The organism is Paraburkholderia sp. 22099 (assembly GCF_052045835.1).
Taxonomy (GTDB): domain Bacteria; phylum Pseudomonadota; class Gammaproteobacteria; order Burkholderiales; family Burkholderiaceae; genus Paraburkholderia; species Paraburkholderia terricola.
Genome location: NZ_JBQEPU010000032.1, coordinates 1 through 18,014, shown reverse-complemented (window position 1 = coordinate 18,014; position 18,014 = coordinate 1). Strand labels below are relative to the sequence as shown.

Here is an 18,014-nt window from a genome sequence, read left to right as displayed (position 1 = left end):
GCGCGCCCTCAGTGCGTGGATCGATACCAGCGGGCGGTCGCACCCAGCCCGTCGTCGGTCGAATACGGCGGCTGCCAGTCGAGCGCCGCGCGAATCCGGGCGGTGTCGAGCTGCAAGGCGCCCACCAGCCGGTCGACTTGCGCCGTGCGCCCGCTCAAGCGGCCCGCGAGCCGCAGCCAGCCGGCAGGCACCGGCAGCAACCGCGCGGGCTTGTGCAAATGACGGCCGAGCGCGCGCGCCAGTTCGGCGACCGTGGGCGCGTCGCTGTCCGCGACGTGGAAGCATTGGCGCGTGGCGCGCGGGTCGATGGCACAGTGCATCAGCGCATCGGCCAGGTTGTCGACGTAGACGAGACTGCGCCGTGCGCTTATCGCGCCGAGCGGCAAAGGCACGCCCTTCCAGATTGCGTCCATCAGGCGCAGAAAATTGGCGCGCACCTGGGGCCCGTAAACCAGCGGCGGACGCACCGTCACCACGTCGAGGCCGGTTTCCTCGGCGTAGCGCGACAGGGCCTGTTCGGCGGCAAGCTTGGAGCGGCCATAGGCGTCCTGCGGGGCCGGCGGGTCGTCTTCACGCAACGGACGGCCGGGGTCGCTTTCGGCCAGCGCCTTGACGCTGCTCACGAATACGAAGCGCCGCACGCCGTGATGTCGCGCGGCCTGCGCGACGCGTAAAGCGCCTTCGACATTGGTCGCGTGAAACGCCGCGTCGGGGTCGGCGGCGTTGTCGCGCATGACATGGACGCGTGCCGCGAGATGGACGACACAGTCGGGTGTCAGCGCTTCGGACCATGTGCTTGCAAGACCGGCGAAATCCCGGGTGGCATCGACCCACTCATCCACATCACTCACGCAGCCGCCCGCTTGCCGCACCAGGCCCGTGACGTTATGACCGTGGTCGACCAGGGTTCGGCATAGCGCCCGCCCGACGAAGCCGTTCGCACCGGTGACGAGGATCCTCATAGCCATTTCCAGCCGAAGCGGCGAAAGAATTTGTACGCCGATGCCGCGAACATCTGGATATGCGCGGAGCCCTTGCGCGCCGCGCCGCCGCCGTGATGCAGCACGCGCACCGCGGGTGTGTAGACGACTCGGGTGACGTCATGGGCTCGCAGGCTCAGGTCGTAGTCCTCGAAGTAAAGGAAATAACGGGCGTCGAAGCCCTTCAGCTCCTTGAGCACGGACGTGCGGAACAACATGAAACAGCCGCTGACGATCGGCGGATCCCATACGACGTCGTGCGCATTGATCCGGTCGCGCATCTCGTAGAGAGCAAGACGACGCCTGAAGAGCCGGCGCAGTTGCGCAGGCAGAAAACCGCGTGCGAACAGATCGAGAAGCGTCGGGTAGCGACGGCATAAGAACTGCTGGTCTCCCTGCTCGTCGCCGATCCAGGGCGTGATGAGACCTGCCTCGGGGTGCGCCTCGAAAAAATCGAGCGCGTGGTCGAGCGCGTCGTGCTCGAGTTCGATGTCCGGGTTCAGCACCAGGTGATAACGGCTGCTGATGCGCTCGATCGCCAGGTTGTGACCGCGCCCATAGCCGACGTTACCGTGCCCGGCGACGATCGTGCAGACGACGCCGTGCGCCCGGAGCGCCTCGAGGGTCGCGGATACGTCGGGCAGCCCGCCGTTGTCGACCAGGTGGAGTGCGATCGGAAAGCCCGGCCGCCTGGCAATCAACGCATCACAGGCAGCGCCGAGGCTTGCAAGCGTGCTTTGCAATTTCGCCATATCCGGCCGATAGACCACGACGGAGACGGACAAACCTTCAATTGTGGAACGGGGCGCGCTTGTGGCATTCATGTGGACGAAGCGGTCTGGCGCCTCTTGGAAATTATCGTAAGGAGGGCCGCAACAAAAGCGCAAGTGTGCTTAAAAGCGCCGATTAGAGCAACAGGCTTTGCGCTTTGTTACTCGAACGGCATGCGGATAGCGGCATAAAACAGAAAAATTGCGTTGAATATGCACGCCACGTGGTTCGGCAAGACGTCGCGGCAAGCCGGGTAAGCCACGGTAAGCATGGAATGCCGAGGTCGGGGGTTGTCAAACGTTAAGTAAATTGGACAATTAATGCCCATTGAGGAAAACGAGAGCGATGAAAGCTCGATTGACGGCCCGCCGGGGCTCCTCTTGTACAATTCGCCACCCATCGAAATCGATTCGCGTCTTTAGCCGCTAAATATGAGCCACCACGTAATTATCGCCGGCACCGGACGTGCCGGCACCAGCTTTCTCGTTCAATATCTCGCCGCCTGCGGCCTGGAAACGCATCTGGCGGCGAATCCGGACGACAAGCTCGATGAGAACGCAAACGCGGGTCTGGAAGACACGCCGATCGCCGGCCATGCGCTGCCGTACATCGTCAAGTCTCCGTGGTTGTTCGAGGTGGTCGACGACCTGATGGCGAGGACCGACATCACCCTCGACGCGGTCATCATGCCGATGCGCGACATCGTCGAGGCGGCGACAAGCCGCGTCATACTCGAAATGCGCGCTCGCTACGGCAACGAAAACGTGGATCCCCAGGTGGCGCAATGGGAGACCTGGGGCCAGACGCCCGGCGGCATCGTCTATTCGCTCAATCCGATCGACCAGGCGCGAATCCTCGCCTTGGGTTTCCATGAAACGGTGAGGGCGCTCGTCAAAAAAGATGTCCCGATGATTTTTCTGGACTTCCCCCGGCTCGTCGAGGAAGGAGATTATCTCTGGTCCAAGCTCGAACCGATTCTGCAGACCCGCATCAATCGGCAGGACGCGAACGCTGTCCACTCGAGGATCGCGGATTCCGGCAAGGTGAGAGCCGGCAAGGAGATTGGCGAAGCTGCAAAGCAACAGGCGCAGTCGGGCCAACCGGAGAAGCTGTCGAAGAGCCAGGTCTCATTTCCGTCGCATGAAACGCTCGATCGCGCGGCGCTTTTACGCGAACTCACCCGCCTGCGAGGCGAAGTCAAGGCCAGGTCGGCGGACGCGGTTCACTGGCAAGGTCAGGCCGAGCAAGCGAGCGCACTCGCCGATCGTTTGTCCGCGGAGAAAGAGGGGCTCCGCTCACAGCTCGAACAAACGATACGGGAAGCGGCTGACGCACAAGCCAGAGCGGAAGCCGATCTGAAAGCGCATCAGGAAGCAGCGCGAATGCACGCCAGCGAGCTTGAGCAGCAGTTACAGCAGGATTACGAACAAAGAACGCGAGATGAGCGAACTGAAGCCAGTGCTCGAATCGCGGCGCTCGAACATTCGATCGCCCATCTACGCGACTCCACCTCGTGGCGCGTCACCGAACCGATCCGTGTGATTGCCCGGCGAGTCCGCGGCAGGTCGTAGCGCATATCCGCGTTCTTCGCGGATCGATTCGCCCGGAGGCCGCTGCCAGGCGGGCCGCACCGGGGCCAACGGTGCCCGTGAAATGACCTTTCGTGGTAACGAACGACAAGCCGCCGTAATCTCTGGATATAATTTGTGCCTCCTTTCGCAACAATATCTCGAGGCGCATGAATACGGCCAACTTGCCTGTCGGTACCGCTGGACCGGCCGACCTCCCCGATCTATCCGTCCAACGACTGTACGATGATCGGCTCGACCCTCTTTTTTGGGTAGCGGACCGAATTGATGCGCATAGCGCGTGGAGCGGGCATATCCCCTTCGCGCACTGGATCATAAGTGCGGTCAAGCCAAGGCTATTCGTAGAACTGGGCACTCATACGGGCGTTTCCTACGCCGCGTTCTGCCTGGCCATCGAGCGCCTCGGCCTCAATACGCGTTGTTATGCGGTGGACACCTGGACCGGAGACCCGCACGCAGGACGATACGGCGACCAGGTCTTTGCCGATCTGGATCAGTATCACCGCACCAAGTTCGCGGCATTCTCCACGCTCATGCGCTGCACGTTCGACGACGCGGCACCGCATTTCGCGGATGGAACGATCGATCTGCTTCATATCGACGGTCTCCATACCTACGAAGCGGTCAAGCACGATTTTGAAACCTGGAAAAGCAAGCTAAGCGATCGAGCCGTCGTTCTGTTTCACGACACCAACGAGCGACATGACGACTTCGGCGTATGGAAATTGTGGGCGGAACTGCGAACGCAATTTCCGTCGTTCGAGTTTCTTCATGCGCATGGTCTCGGCGTCCTTGCCGTCGGCACGAATGTCAGTGAAAGCGTCAGCACGCTGTGCGCACTCGGCAATGCGGACGCGGCGACGGTCCGCAACCGGTTCGCCCTGATAGGCGGACGCTGGGAAGCGGAGCAAAGAGAAAAAGGACATATCGAATACGCGGGCGCTCAGGCTCAAGCACACGTGCAGGCTCTGAACGACGCGCGAGCTTCCGCGAACGCGGAACTCGAACAGGCCAAAGTCGGCGAGCGGCAGATGGCCGCTCATGTCGTGGAGGCCGAGGTCAGGGAGCGAACCGCCAACGCGCGTGCCGCCAAACTCGAAGCAACGCTCAGACGCGAGCGGGACGATCATGCGCGCGAGATAGCGGCGATGAGTGAGCGCATTCATGCCGCTCCGGCAGTTCGTCCAGAAGTGGAGAAAGCGCTCGCCGATGAGCGGGCGCAACGCATGGCGATCGAATCGAGCATATTCTGGCGCCTGACAAGCCCGGCTCGAAGCTTTCTTACTTCACACCCGGCAGTGCATCGCAATGCCGTCCGCGCCGCCAAGGTCGTGTTCTGGTCGCTGCGAGGCCAACTCCGCACCAAGCTCGTGGAGCGCAGGCAAAGAACGGAGGCCGCGGCTATCATCAGCCGCTCTCCTCTTTTCGACGCAGCCTGGTACGTCTCTCAATACCCCGATGTCGCAGCCTCCGGTCTGCCGCCCGCGTTGCACTACGCGGTGGTCTGGACCGATCGCAGAAATCCCAGCCTCAAGTTCGACGCCAACTGGTATCTGAGCCACTACGCGGATGCTGCGGCAATGCAACTCAATCCTCTCGTCCACTACGAAAGGTATGGACGAGAACAAAATCGCGCCATTCAACCGGTTTCCCGCTCGCCTTCCGTAGCGTCGAATACGCATGTTCATGCGGCGCAGGGAATCCGTCATCCGATCGACGTCCGCGATTTACTCAGCCAACACTTTGCGTCAATCGCCCCATTGCGCACGTACGCGGTGACCGGCGAGCCGAGGCGCGTTACCTTGGTCACCGATAGCATTGGCCCCGGTAGTTTGTTCGGCGGGGTCGGCACCTCGATCGTGTTCGCGGCTTCGCTGGCCAAGCACATCGGCGCACGGTTGCGCCTCGTTACGCGAAGCGAACCGGCTGATCCGAATGCATTCGGGCATATCCTCAAACTGAACAATATCGACTGGCACGACAACATCGACTTTATTTTCTCGGGAATAACCGGTGGACACGAAGTACCGGTAGTACCCGACGAACTGTTCGTCACCACCTCATGGTGGACGACCAGGTCGGTGCGACAGATAGCTCACCCGGACCGCATTATTTATCTGATGCAGGAAGATGAGCGAATGTTCTATGCGCACGGCGATGAGCGACTTCGCTGCATTGAAACGGTCAGCGATCCAGACATTCGCATCGTGATCAACACCAGGATGCTATTCGATCATTTGACAACCGGTCCTGATGCACTTGCGAACGTATCGCGGAACGGCGCGTGGTTCGAACCCGCATTTCCGACACTGTTTAACGGCGAGAACCATCCGAAGGCGACGAACGGCGTGCGTCGATTCTTTTTCTACGCTCGCCCCCATAACCTTCGCAATCTGTATTGGAGAGGCCTCGAAGCGATTAGCGCGTGCCTGGAAGATGGAACGCTTCCCGCCGAGCAGTGGGAGTTCCATTTCGTTGGCAAGGATATGCACGACATCGAGCTACCTCATGGTATTCGGCCGTTCTTTCACCAGAATCTGCCGTGGCAAGACTATATCGATCTGGTGCGGACCATGGACGTTGGACTGTGCCTCATGGATACCCCCCACCCCAGCTATCCGCCGCTTGATCTCGCGGCTACGGGCGCCGTTGTCGTCACCAATCGAAGCGGGCTCAAGAAGTCTTTGGAACGATATTCCCGCAACATTCTCTGTGCCGATCACAGTGTGAGCAGCCTCAAGCAGGAAATCGTCAAAGCCGTGGCATTGGCAAACGATCCAGTGAGAAGATCGGCGAACTTCGCTCAAAACAAGATCGGCGAAAACTGGTCCGAATCTCTAAGCCAATGCCTGTACCAGCTTTACCCTGACGCAGGCTCGGAGGGGCGTCATGTTTGAGTCTGCCCTCACGGACCGTATCGAATACAGTGACCCGTGGCACCTCACGTTCGAACAGCGCTTTTCGATGCTGAACACCGCGCCGACGCGTGTCGCCTATTTCTATGAAAGGCCAGACAACAGCACGTTCCGGTACAGAATTTTCAATATGGTCGAGGCGCTCAACGCGGAAGGCGAGGTGTCCGCGTCCTGGTTCCACTACGGCGACATAAAGAGAATGCACGCGGTGATCGACCATGTCGATGCGCTCGTGTTTTGTCGTACCAAATACGCGCCGTGTATTGCGCAACTGGTGTCCCACGCGAAAAACCGTGGCGTGCGAGTGCTGTACGACGTCGACGATCTGGTGTTCAACGCGGACTACGTGCATCTGGTCCTGGACACGCTGGACCGGGACGTCGACCAGGAACCTGTGCTCGATGATTTCTTCGCTTATTGCTCGCGAAACGGTGCTTTGTTACGGGCGTGCGATGGCGCGATTACGACCAATACATTTTTGGCGCAGCAGATACGGACTTTTGCGCCACATGTCACCGTCGGCGTCATACCCAATTTTCTTAACCGCGAACAGCAGGCGGTATCAGAGCGACTTTTCAGGCGCAAGGAAGTCACTGGCTTCAAGTCGAGCGCTCCATACCACATAGGCTATTTCAGCGGATCTCCCACGCATAACCGTGACTTCGCCGTGGTTTCGCAAACGTTAGCGCAGTTGCTCAGGCAAGACGACGACCTTCGGTTGGTGATCGTCGGATTCCTGCAACCGGGGCCATCGCTCGAACAGTACGCGGATCGCATCGACCGATATCCGCTCCAGGATTATCTGAATCTTCAGCAGCTAATCGCGCAAACCGAAATCAATATTGCGCCACTCATCGACAATACGTTCACGAACTGCAAGTCCGAACTCAAGTTTTTTGAAGCGGCGATTGCCGGCACGATCTCGATAGCCACGCCGATCTTCACATTCCGTAATTCGATCGTCGATGGAAAGACCGGATTTCTCGCCAAGTCTCACGAGTGGGAAGCCAAGTTGTCGCGTGCGCTGATGCTGTTACGCGACAGGGACGAGTACGCGAAAATGGCGGTAGCCGGTTTCGACTACGCGAAGCAGAACTATGCCTGGGACCAATATGGCAAGACAATCGTCAACACCATTTTCGGCAAACAGATTTCACCCCACAGCGACCAGATGAGTAGTCCCGAAGCAGCATTAGCTCAACTCTAGGCGCGCCCCGCCCCGTCGTTCGCAAGACGACGGAGGGCGCCCTAAAACCGGAGACATGCATGGACCGCAGAGGCAAATTGATTGATGGATTGGATCTACAAACGGCCGTCGGCGTCGAGATAGGAGCCCTCTGCAATCCCATATTGACCAAGGCCGATGCAGCGGTCATTTACGTGGACTACGCCGACGCCGACACACTTAGACGGCACTATCACGGCAATCCCCACGTCGATCCGGCAAAGATCGTCGAGACCGACGTTATCTGGGGAGCAAAAACATTAAAAGAGTCCCTGAACCGGGAAATTGACTTCGTCATCGCTTCCCATGTCGTGGAACATGTCCCGGACCTGGTTGCCTGGCTCAATGAACTCCATTCAGTCTTGTCTCCCTCCGGTGAAATCCGACTCGCGGTACCGGACCGACGCTTTACCTTTGATTTTCTCCGCAGGGAAACCCAACTCGCGGAAGTTCTGGCGGCTCATCTGACGCACCCTCGAGCGCCACAGCCTTATTTCATTCTCGACTATTTTCTGAATGCCATTCCAATCGATGCCATGGCCGCGTGGCGAGGCGACATTCACGCCGAGAATCTGAGCCGAACCGCCGATGTGCGTCGCACATTAGAGCGCGCGAAGAACGCTTTGGAAACGGGCGTGTATTGCGATGCGCACTGCTGGGTTTTTACCCCTTATTCGTTCGCAACGTTGATGGAGCAATTGGCCGCGGCGGGGCTCATATCCTTGAGTTGCGAACAGTTTTTCGACACGGAGCGGGACACCATCGAGTTTTTCGTCGCCCTCCGCCCCTGTGAAGATAGGGCACGTGTCGTCGACAGCTGGCGACGCATGGCCGAGACGTGCAATGTCGAGGCTCCCGATACCGCCGAGAGCACCGCTATCAGCGATCTCACCAACCAGTTGTCGATGGCGACAGAAGCGTTAGCGGCAACCCAAGCCGACGTCGAGCGACTGCAACAGACGCTCAACGTTACCGAGGCTCGCTTGCAAAACGCGCTCAAGACCATCGAGTCGATACATCACTCGAGTTCGTGGCGAGTGACCGAGCCGCTAAGAAAAATGAAAACCACGCTCAATAGACGCGCCAGTCGATAAACACGCCGGCGAGTGGTTGTTGCTCCCGTTCAGCGCACGATTGACGGGAGCGGCGGACGCCCTGCTATCTCGCCGTTCAACGGCCTACGCAAGCGATACGTTCACACCGATATCTCGGTGATCTTGCCGTGCTCGAATGAAAATACCCGATTGCACATGCGCTTGACCATGTCCGGCGAGTGCGACGCCAAAACGAGAATGGCCGATTCCTCGACAACCTGAGTGAGGCGCTTCGCGGCTTTGTCGTTGAACGACGCATCGCCCACGGAGAGCCATTCATCCATGAGCACGATGTCCGACTTGACCGCGGTCGACACCGCAAATGCCAAACGCAACATCATGCCGCTCGAGTAGGTACGCACGGGCATGTTCAGGAAGTCTTCGCCGAGTTCGCTGAAAGCCGCGATTTCGTCGAGCTTTTCCTCGATCTCGGCGGGCCGTAAACCCATGATGATTCCGCGCAGAAAGATGTTCTCGTAGCCGGTCGCCTCAGGTTCCATGCCGAGAGACATGTCGATCAGCGACACGATGCTGCCTTTCACGACCAGGCGTCCGGACACTGGCGGATACACGCCCGCCAGAACCCGCAGCATGGTTGTCTTGCCCGCGCCGTTGTGCCCCACGAGACCGACCCGGTCACCCGGCCGAAGCTCGAACGAAACGTCGTCGAGGGCGCGCACGGTAACGCGGCGCCCCGCGTCGGAAGCGACCCGTCCCCCGGTCGTTGCGCTAAGCAACGATTTCCGCAGCGATCTATGCGACGCGTTGTAGATCGGGAATTCGACCAGGAGGTTCGTCGCGCGAATATAAGATTCAGTCATCAATTAATCAAAGCCAATACGCAATGCGGTCCTTGAAGCGACCTTGCAGCATTACGCCAAAAATGAGGAGGATTGCCGCCGTTGCCAGCGACCACAGCCACGACTCGACAGGAAACCTTGCCTCGATCAACGGAGCCCGGACGATCTCGATCAAATGCGCAAACGGGTTATAGGTGGCGACCCATTGATGCTGCGGACCAAGCGCCGAGGGGCGCCAGATGATCGGCGTGATGTAGAACATCACCAGCATCAGGTTTTGCACGATCATCGGCATATCGCGAAAGCGCGTGCAGAACACGCTCACGATCAGCGAGGCGCCCATCATTGCCGCGCTGCCGAGCAGCAGTCCGGGCAATGCGAGCCAGGCGACCCAGGTCAACGGCGGAGCGAGCCACACCAGCACAACGATAATGATGACGCAGTTGTGCGCCAGGATAATCAGATTGCGCATCAGGATCCGCAGCAGATAGACCGCCATCGGAAAGCGGATCTGCTTGATGATGTTCTCGAACTGCGTAAAGCCCAGGCAGGCTTCATTGATTTGCGTCGAATAGAACGTCCAGACGATATTACCGACTGCAAAGAACGGCAGATAGGCGCGCACGTCGCTCTTGAAAAGCACTGACCAAAGCAGGCCCATCGTGCCGATCATGACGCCAGTCGAAAGCGTTACCCAAAACGGGCCGAGAACGGACCTTCTATAACGTTGCCGGATGTCGTACCAGGCCAGTAGCGCCCAAAGATGCGGCGTGGCCAGTGCCGCGAGAAACTCGCGAAGTCCACCGTAGCTTTTCAGGGTGTTGTCGTGTTCCATACGATTCCAGCAAATTACGAACGAGTATTGTATCTGAAGCACTTCTTCCGAAGCCGTCGCATACCAGCGCTGCAGAGCCGCTAACGCGCCGCCGCTTCGGCTCTGAGCCCGTCGCGGATTCCGCGCGTCATCGCCGCGAGCCGTTTTGCGCGGGGCGCCACGCACAAGGTCTGAGCGACAAACGACAGCACCAGCACGCGCGTCCAGTATCTCTTCCACGGCGCGCTAACCAGCCCCGACCGGAACAAGGCAAGCGTGTTGCGGAAGAAGAAATAGTTACGTAGGGGCGCATGCACGCTCAGTTCCCTCCACCGGAACAGCCACACGCGGATAACGCGCTCGCCTATCGCATGGTGGAGCAAAGCCGCCGGCTCGCAGAACAGCCTCAAGCCCCGCGCCGCGGCTCGAAAACACCATTCCACGTCCACCTGGTCGATGAAAAACGATTCGTTCATCGGGCCCACTGCCGACAATGCCTCGATCGATATGAGCGTTCCCGAGGCGATCAGATAATCGGCTTCGATCGGTCCTGCGTCAACCGCGGGAACGGCAAATGAAGCGCGGCCTTCACGCGATCGCGCGACGGGCGCGCGCTTGCCGGTTCGACGGTCGACCGCCACCGCACCGACGGCGCCCACCGGGATGCCTTGACTGGACAGTTGCTGGCGCGCTCGAAGCAGGCGCGCCACCATGCTGCCGTCGGGCACGCTGTCGTGATCGAGAAGCAGAATGTCGGTCGCGTGGTGTGCCTTGGCCAACTCCACGCCGGCGTTCTGCGCCGCAGCAACACCGACGTTCCGCCCGAGCGGAAGGAATACGATGCGATCGTTGTCCAGAAGCGAAAACCTGGACACGTCCTCGCGCGAGCCGTTATCGACCATCACCAGACCGCTGACTTGTGCAAGCGTGGCCGCGACCAGTTCGGCAAGACAAACCGCGTCCGGATTGAACGTGACGACGACCGCGAAGATGCGGCTTTCACCGATCTGCCGCGCCGCAAGACGGTCCGCCGTTGGCTCGCTCGTTGGATCTTCGGCCATCACGCGCGCATGACCGAACGAACCGTGTTCAGGATGAGTTCCGCCCGGTTCCTGTACGTGTGATCCGCAAGCGCACGGCGCTGTGCCGCCTGGCTATAGCGGATCGCGAGTTCGGGATCGTCGCGCAACGCGTCGACTTGCCGGCGCAACTCTTCGGGGGAATCGAAGAGGAGAATCTCACCATTATCGGGATCGAAATAGTCCAGTATCTCCAGCCCTTCGACGAACATGCACTGCACAGCGCCCGCCATTGCCGCCTCGAAGGTCCGCGGACCGGGCGTCGATGCATCGAGATTGAAGCGCTCGTTCGCCAGGTTATAGCGACGCCCGATGTTCAGCGTCACGAGCGATCTCGCCGACCAATCGGGCAGCGCGGAATTCGCAATTCGCTCATTACGGGCAAACGCGATATCGGTGGGCCAGCCATCGCCGAGCACTTCGACCTTCAAACCCGTGAGCCGCGGCGCGCAGTCGCGCAGCAACTGCTGACGGTTCGGGAATCCGACTCCGCAAAAAAACACGTCGCGGTCCTTGATGCCGCCGGTCTCGCGAAAGTGAGCATCCCGATCAGCCGCGAGCGGGACGTGGTACGTGTGCGGGTGCTGATAATGGGTGGCGGCCCAGCGATCGTTCGAGAAAATGATGTCCGCGACGTCCAGAATCTTGTAGTGATAGTCGAATTCGTACGGATCGTCGTGCAACCAGAAACTCAGCACGGCGCCGGAGCGCGCGCAGTAGTTGCGCAGCCCATGATAGATGGAGGTCTGCGGCATACACGAGCCGAATACGACCACGAGCTGGGGCGAGAACTCCGCCGCAATCTGCTCGGCTGCTTCGAGCGAAGAAGTGCGCACCGCGGCATCCCCGAGCACCTCGCCGAAGCCGCGGCCCACGTAACCACGCAACACCGAGTTATTGTTGACGGCATCCAGCGACGCACCGCAAACCAGTACGCGTTCTATCGGCGCCATAGAATCCTCTTGCCGTGTTTAACAAAAAGCTTGAATGTCTGCACCGGTCCTCTTTCCTTATAGAACTGATAGACACGGACGGCCCTGCCGCCGCGCGGACCGGCGGGCCGCCACCGAGGAATTCGCGGCCGCCCCACCGTCTGATGGGTCCACGCATTCGATTGCAGGACGATGCCGTAGTCCTTGAGCACGGGAAGCCGTTTCGGCGGCTCATGCTGGGTCGACTGCGCGGGCAACGAACGAAGTAACGGGCTGTACACGGCGTTCAACGCTTCCACATGCGCGGTCAAGGTTTCATACAGCCCGCTTGTGATATTCGACTTCAGCTTCGCGAGCAGATGCCGGTCTTCCGCCAATAAGCGAATGGCGTCGATCAGATCGCCTTCACTCTGCACGCGAACCTTGAGGCCGTTCACGCCATGCGACACGCGTTCACCGAGTGCGCCGATGTCGGTGACGATCGGCACGATGCCCTGCTGCCATGCTTCCGAGAGCGTCAGGCAATAGGTCTCGGGCCAGATCGATGCATGAACCGAGACTTCGCATTCGGATAAAGCCTCGGGAATGTCATCCGCGGAATATGAGCCATGCAGCGTGATGTTGGGATACCGAGCGGTATCGGTGAGTTCCTCATAGCCCAGGTTGACGCGGCCAAACACATGGAATTCGACAGGCGCATCGGCAAGGCCGGCGAATGCGTGAAGCAGAACGTCGCCCCCTTTCTCGGGCGTCAAATTGCCGAGAATCGCCACTTTCAGTGTGGGTCGGCCGCCTTGTCCGCCTTGCTCGACCTGCGTGGTTGGCCCGGACGACTTCGTCGAGTCGGCTTGCGTCGGTTGCGAAGCTCGCACGGTGGGGATTTCCCCCGCGGGCCGACCGGACGCAGTTCGGCGCGGCACGTCGTCATGAATCGGGACCGGGACTATTTTGAGCCCGCGATGCTCGCGCACTGCCGGGTAAACGTCGCTCAATATGTCGCGAGTGCCGGCGGTGTTGAACACCAATACGTCTGTTGCGCCCAGCACGCCATTCCAGAAGTTCCGGCGTGTCGCCTGCGAGCCTGGCGGGATCGAATGCTTCTCCAGCAGGCAGGTGTCGCATTGCGCCAGCGAGACCTTCGGCGCGCCGCAAAAGCGCCCGTTGAATGAGATCAGATTGAACTCATTACAGAGCGGCAAGAAATCATGCGCGGTGATCGCGGTCGGCACACCCAGGCCCTTTGCCACATAAACGAGCGAAGGCACGTGGCCGATGAAATGATGAAAGTGAACCAGGTCGATCTGATAGTCGACAAGAATCGAATAGAACGCTTGCTCGCGTTCCGCCGATGCCATCAACACCGGGCTATACCCTTCCCTGAACTTGACGCTTTTGAGCACGGTGTAATCGTGCGAAAGCAGATGGGCTTCATGGTGATGACCGCGCTCGCCAGGCACGTAGAAAAGGACATCGAACTCCTCGCGCAGCGCCGTGCGCATCCGGTCGAGATACACCTCCACTCCGCCAAAGTTGCCGCGCTCCACCATGTTGTGACAGACGAAGAGGAGCGTCTTGCGGGTCTTGCTACAGGAAGCATCGGCGGCTGCGGGCTCGTTGCCGGCGCGCCATTCGACTGGCTTTGCAGGCGTGAGAAGCCGCGAGTGATCGAGGATCGTCGCAACACGCCGGTCATACGTATGGTCGCGAAAAGCGCGCTCTCGCGCGGCTTGCGCGATGCGATTACGGTAGGGACGATCGTTGACCAGCGCCGCGGCTTTCTCGATGAATTCGCGCTCGGTGTCGAAAAACAGGATCTCCTGCTCGGGAGCAAACGAGTGCGCAACCTCCGCCAGCGAACCGTGGACGAGTTGCGCTCCGCCCGCTAGCGCCGCTTCGAACAGGCGCGGAGGTGGCGTCTCGGCAAAATCGCGCGTACCCGAAGCTGAAAATTTACGCGGCAAGACGACCGTCGCCGCGCTGTGATTCACAAAGCGCCCGAAGTCGACCGGCGACGTTCGCCATGACAACATGCTCTCGGGCATGTCGACATCGCGCGGCGGCAGATGTTCGTTGGTCGGCAGCGCAAGCTTGAAACGCCAGTTGGCGGGTATGTCTCTCAATACCGAGCGAACGAACGCCGTGCGATTGGGCCATGCCGTCCCGGCGAAAAACAGCTCGTACCGAAGCGGCTTGTCGACCGGAATCACGGCGTGGTCGTGAAACTCGGTTGCCCCCGCGAGCGGCAGATGACGTCCCTTGGTGCCGTAGTTGTCGACACTGGCCGAATCGTTGGTGAAGACAAGATCGAACAGCTTCGAATGACGAACGTTGACATCGATCTCGTATGGATCTTCCGTGACCCAGAGGACGGAACGGCCACACAACGTGGATAAACGCTCGCAGAGAATCGCGTCGAGTTCCTCGCCGTCGAAAGCAACGAACAGATTGCAGCGATGCTCGTGCGCGACGCTCAGCGCATCGAGCGGATCGGCCTTCCTGACAAACTCGACATCGGGATTGCGCTCGAACGCGCTACCCAGCGCGATACAAATATAGTGGTTCGGATTTCGATACTTCGTATCGAGCAACACGATGCGAAATTTGTCAGCTTGCATGTTTTCCTAACATCAGTTCAAACGCGGCACGCCACGCCCTCAGTGCCCCAGCCCAAGCGGTCGCTACGAGCGCCAGCTACGCGTCGCGCAGCAGACGGCTGAATTGACCACTCCTCGTTCTTCGATTACCCTCGCTCTCGATCCCGACAGGAATTCCCAGTAGTGTCAAACCGAACTTCAGCCGTCATTGTCACCTACGAACCGGAAGCCGAAGCGCTTCTGCGTCTTGCGAAGCATCTTGCGCCGCAGGTTCAGGCGGTGTTCATCATCGACAACGCATCCAGCAATTTCCCGGCATGGAATGCAGCGCTCGAACCCGTCGTGACCGGCATCATCCGCCTGTCGTCGAACAATGGAATCTCAGCGGCTCTGAATCGCGGCTTCACCGCCGTTCAGACGCACACGACGAGTGAGTTCTGCGCACTGTTCGATCAGGACAGCACCCCGCTCGACGACATGATCCAGCGGCTCGAAACACATGCCGACCAACTCGCGTCGCGCGCCCCGTTTGCGCAGATCGGCCCGTACTTCTTCGAGACCAACCGCGGCTATTACTTGCCGTTTATCGAGTTCCATCATGGTTTCCCGCGCCGCAAGCGTGACGATGGCGGGCCGAGAGTCACGACCGCCGACTATCTCATCACGTCGGGCGCACTGATATCACTCGCCGCGATTACGAAAGTCGGTCCAATGGACGAAGACCTGTTTATCGACTACGTGGATATCGAATGGGGCTTGCGGGCGAAGGCGAAAGGCTATCAAAGCTATGGCGCCTACGACGTCACGATGACGCATACCATTGGCGAAAAGGCGCTTGAAGTCGCAACCGTTCGCCTCGCGGTTCACAAGCCGATCCGACGTTACTACTACTATCGCAACGCATTGCTGCTTTGCCGCCGCCCTTACATTTCACTCAGCTGGAAAGTCAACGAACTGTGCAGGCTAGCGATCAAATTCGTTATCTTCGCCCTTCTGTCCAGTCGCCGGCGTGAAGACATCGTAATGATGAGCAAGGGCATTTGCGACGGTCTTCGCGGCAAAGGCGGCAAGCTCGATTAAGAACGCGCGAGTGAGTCGAGACTCAGCCGCAACGCGTCTTCCCATTCCGGCGCCTTGACCCCGAACGTCGCATACAGCTTATCGTTCGACATCCGCGAATTGGCCGGGCGTGCGGCGGGCGTTGGATAGGAAGCGGCGGGAATCGGCTTGACCGTGGGCTTTTTCGCCAACGTCGAGTTATCGAAGATCGCTTGCGCAAAACCATGCCACGACGTTGCGCCTGACGCCGTGAGGTGATACACGCCGGAGTTCCGCTTCCACCAGTCGTCGGGATCGCCTACTACTGATTGCGACAGTACATTCGACGTCAACGTTGCGATAGTGTTCGACCATGTCGGCGCACCGATCTGGTCGGCCACCACGCTCAATTCATCGCGCTCCGCGCCGAGGCGCAGCATCGTCAGCAGAAAATTCTTGCCGCGCGTGCCGTACACCCAGCTCGTGCGGAAAATCAGATGCGAGCAGCCGGAAGCCGCGATCGCCTGTTCGCCGGCAAGCTTGCTCTTGCCGTACATGTTCTGAGGATTGACCGCGTCGTCTTCGACATAAGCGCCGATCTTCGTGCCGTCGAAGACGTAGTCGGTTGAATAATGAACCAACGCCGCGTTCAATCGCCTGGCTTCTTCCGCCAGAACCGCGGGTGCCTCCGCGTTCAGGCGCATTGCCAGATCGGGTTCGCTTTCCGCTTTGTCGACAGCCGTGTGCGCGGCGGGATTGACGATCAATGTCGGCTTGACTTCCCGCACGACGCTCCTCACCTGATCGAGATTGCCAAGGTCGAGACGGCCGCGATCGAGCGCGACAACCCGGCCCAGACCCTGAAGGGTGCGCGCCAGTTCAAAGCCGACCTGACCATTCACGCCAGTCAGCAGGATAGTCGCGGGTTTCCGTGTAGTCATTCAACCGTCCTCACGCGAAATGCTCGGCATCGGCCAACCGCTTGCCCGCCGCATCCTTCGCGGCCAGCAACGGCTCGGCGTCGATCGGCCACTCGATGCCGATCGCCGGATCGTTCCAGACGATGCTGCGCTCGTGCTCGGGGAACCAGTAGTCGGTGGTCTTGTAGAGAAACTGCGCGGACTCCGACAACACCACGAAACCGTGCGCGAAACCCGGCGGCACCCACAGTTGCCGGTGGTTGTCGACCGAGAGCGTCACGCCCACCCACTTGCCGAAGTTCGGCGAGCTCCTGCGGATGTCGACGGCCACATCGAACACTTCGCCTTCCACCACGCGCACGAGCTTGCCCTGCGCATGCTGGATCTGGTAGTGCAGCCCACGCAACACACCCTTCGCCGAGCGCGAATGGTTGTCCTGCACGAACGTCACGCCGGCTTCCACGTGTTCGGCAAACTCCAGCGCATTAAAGCTCTCGTAGAAATAGCCGCGCGCATCACCGAACACCTTCGGCTCGATGATCTTCACTTCAGGCAGCGCCGTAGCGGTTACTTGGATGGCCATGCGACTTGATCCGTAAGAATGTTTTGCAGATATTGCCCGTAGGCGTTCTTCGCGAGCGGCCTGGCGAGCGTCAGCAACTGCTCGCCGTCGATCCACTGCTGGCGGTAGGCAATCTCCTCCGGACAGGCGACCACGAGGCCCTGGCGCTTCTGCAGCGTCGCGATGAAGGTCGCCGCCTCGATCAGCGAATCGTGCGTGCCGGTGTCGAGCCACGCATAGCCGCGCCCCATGATTTCGACATTGAGCGCGGCGTCCGCCAGATAACGCGAGTTGACATCGGTGATTTCAAGCTCGCCGCGCGGCGACGGCTTGATGTCCGCGGCGATATCGCACACCCGCCTGTCGTAGAAGTAGAGACCCGTAACCGCGTAGTTCGAGCGCGGCTTGAGCGGCTTCTCCTCGATCGAGAGCGCGCGGAACTGCTTGTCGAATTCGACCACGCCGTATCGCTCGGGATCGTGCACGTGATACGCGAACACGGTCGCGCCATGATCCTGCTGATCGGCGCGCTCCAGCTGCTTCGCGAGATCGTGGCCGTAGAAAATGTTGTCGCCGAGAATCAGCGCCGACGGATCGTTGCCCACGAAATCACGGCCGATGATGAACGCCTGCGCGAGGCCGTCCGGCGAAGGCTGAACCGCGTACTGGATGTTCATGCCCCACTGGCTGCCGTCGCCGAG

General features: G+C 59.9%; 15 protein-coding genes. 5 read left to right on the top strand and 10 right to left on the bottom strand.

The window, feature by feature from the left end; translation table 11 throughout:
• Positions 1–8: 8 nt before the first annotated feature.
• Entirely contained in the window at positions 9–962 is a 954-nt protein-coding gene (locus ACTJLC_RS25405; protein WP_310130295.1) for a UDP-glucose 4-epimerase family protein, read from the bottom strand.
• Positions 959–1,804: a glycosyltransferase family 2 protein gene (locus ACTJLC_RS25400; RefSeq protein WP_310130661.1), complete on the bottom strand. Its 846-nt coding sequence runs from the start codon at positions 1,802–1,804 to the stop codon at positions 959–961. Before ACTJLC_RS25400 ends, ACTJLC_RS25405 begins: the two co-directional genes overlap by 4 nt.
• A gap of 378 nt (positions 1,805–2,182) precedes the next feature.
• Here ACTJLC_RS25400 and ACTJLC_RS25395 point away from each other — a divergent pair, with 378 nt between their 5' ends.
• The 4 genes from ACTJLC_RS25395 (at position 2,183) to ACTJLC_RS25380 (ending at position 8,574) form a co-directional block, all read left to right on the top strand.
• Positions 2,183–3,322: a hypothetical protein gene (locus tag ACTJLC_RS25395; RefSeq protein ID WP_083085732.1), complete on the top strand. Its 1,140-nt coding sequence runs from the start codon at positions 2,183–2,185 to the stop codon at positions 3,320–3,322.
• A 167-nt stretch (positions 3,323–3,489) separates the two neighbouring features.
• Positions 3,490–6,237, top strand: a complete 2,748-nt coding sequence (locus ACTJLC_RS25390) for a rhamnosyltransferase WsaF family glycosyltransferase (protein WP_440845570.1) — start codon at positions 3,490–3,492, stop codon at positions 6,235–6,237.
• Positions 6,230–7,462, top strand: a complete 1,233-nt coding sequence (locus ACTJLC_RS25385; protein ID WP_310130301.1) for a glycosyltransferase family 4 protein — start codon at positions 6,230–6,232, stop codon at positions 7,460–7,462. The genes ACTJLC_RS25390 and ACTJLC_RS25385 overlap by 8 nt, the downstream gene beginning before the upstream one ends.
• Positions 7,463–7,521: 59 nt before the next feature.
• A complete protein-coding gene (locus ACTJLC_RS25380; protein ID WP_440845567.1) occupies positions 7,522–8,574 on the top strand; it encodes a methyltransferase domain-containing protein in 1,053 nt (350 codons plus the stop codon).
• A gap of 101 nt (positions 8,575–8,675) precedes the next feature.
• Here the strand turns inward: ACTJLC_RS25380 and ACTJLC_RS25375 are convergent, their stop codons facing one another.
• The 5 genes from ACTJLC_RS25375 to ACTJLC_RS25355 form a co-directional block, all read right to left on the bottom strand.
• Positions 8,676–9,395: an ABC transporter ATP-binding protein gene (locus ACTJLC_RS25375; RefSeq protein ID WP_027801963.1), complete on the bottom strand. Its 720-nt coding sequence runs from the start codon at positions 9,393–9,395 to the stop codon at positions 8,676–8,678.
• Positions 9,396–9,402: 7 nt separating this feature from the next.
• Positions 9,403–10,209 carry an ABC transporter permease gene (locus ACTJLC_RS25370; RefSeq protein WP_083085726.1) on the bottom strand — a complete coding sequence of 269 codons (807 nt, stop codon included), beginning with the start codon at positions 10,207–10,209 and terminating at the stop codon, positions 9,403–9,405.
• An 80-nt stretch (positions 10,210–10,289) separates the two neighbouring features.
• Entirely contained in the window at positions 10,290–11,249 is a 960-nt protein-coding gene (locus tag ACTJLC_RS25365) for a glycosyltransferase family 2 protein (RefSeq protein ID WP_310130307.1), read from the bottom strand.
• The gene (locus tag ACTJLC_RS25360) at positions 11,249–12,220 is read right to left on the bottom strand and encodes a CgeB family protein (RefSeq protein WP_310130309.1); all 972 of its coding nucleotides are present in this window, start codon (positions 12,218–12,220) and stop codon (positions 11,249–11,251) included. Before ACTJLC_RS25360 ends, ACTJLC_RS25365 begins: the two co-directional genes overlap by 1 nt.
• A complete protein-coding gene (locus tag ACTJLC_RS25355; protein WP_310130311.1) occupies positions 12,208–14,814 on the bottom strand; it encodes a glycosyltransferase in 2,607 nt (868 codons plus the stop codon). The genes ACTJLC_RS25360 and ACTJLC_RS25355 overlap by 13 nt, the downstream gene beginning before the upstream one ends.
• A 162-nt stretch (positions 14,815–14,976) precedes the next feature.
• On the opposite strand from ACTJLC_RS25355, the gene ACTJLC_RS25350 reads away from it, so the two are divergent.
• Positions 14,977–15,873, top strand: coding sequence for a glycosyltransferase family 2 protein (locus tag ACTJLC_RS25350; protein WP_083085722.1), 897 nt, complete (start codon positions 14,977–14,979; stop codon positions 15,871–15,873).
• Here the strand turns inward: ACTJLC_RS25350 and rfbD are convergent.
• The 3 genes from rfbD to rfbA form a co-directional block, all read right to left on the bottom strand.
• Positions 15,870–16,772, bottom strand: coding sequence for a dTDP-4-dehydrorhamnose reductase (gene rfbD / locus ACTJLC_RS25345; protein WP_310130314.1), 903 nt, complete (start codon positions 16,770–16,772; stop codon positions 15,870–15,872). The genes ACTJLC_RS25350 and rfbD overlap by 4 nt on opposite strands.
• A 10-nt stretch (positions 16,773–16,782) precedes the next feature.
• Positions 16,783–17,334: a dTDP-4-dehydrorhamnose 3,5-epimerase gene (rfbC, locus tag ACTJLC_RS25340; protein WP_073428795.1), complete on the bottom strand. Its 552-nt coding sequence runs from the start codon at positions 17,332–17,334 to the stop codon at positions 16,783–16,785.
• On the bottom strand, positions 17,319–18,014 hold a 696-nt coding region (rfbA, locus tag ACTJLC_RS25335), incomplete at its 5' end, for a glucose-1-phosphate thymidylyltransferase RfbA (RefSeq protein ID WP_440845562.1). The genes rfbA and rfbC, both read right to left, overlap by 16 nt.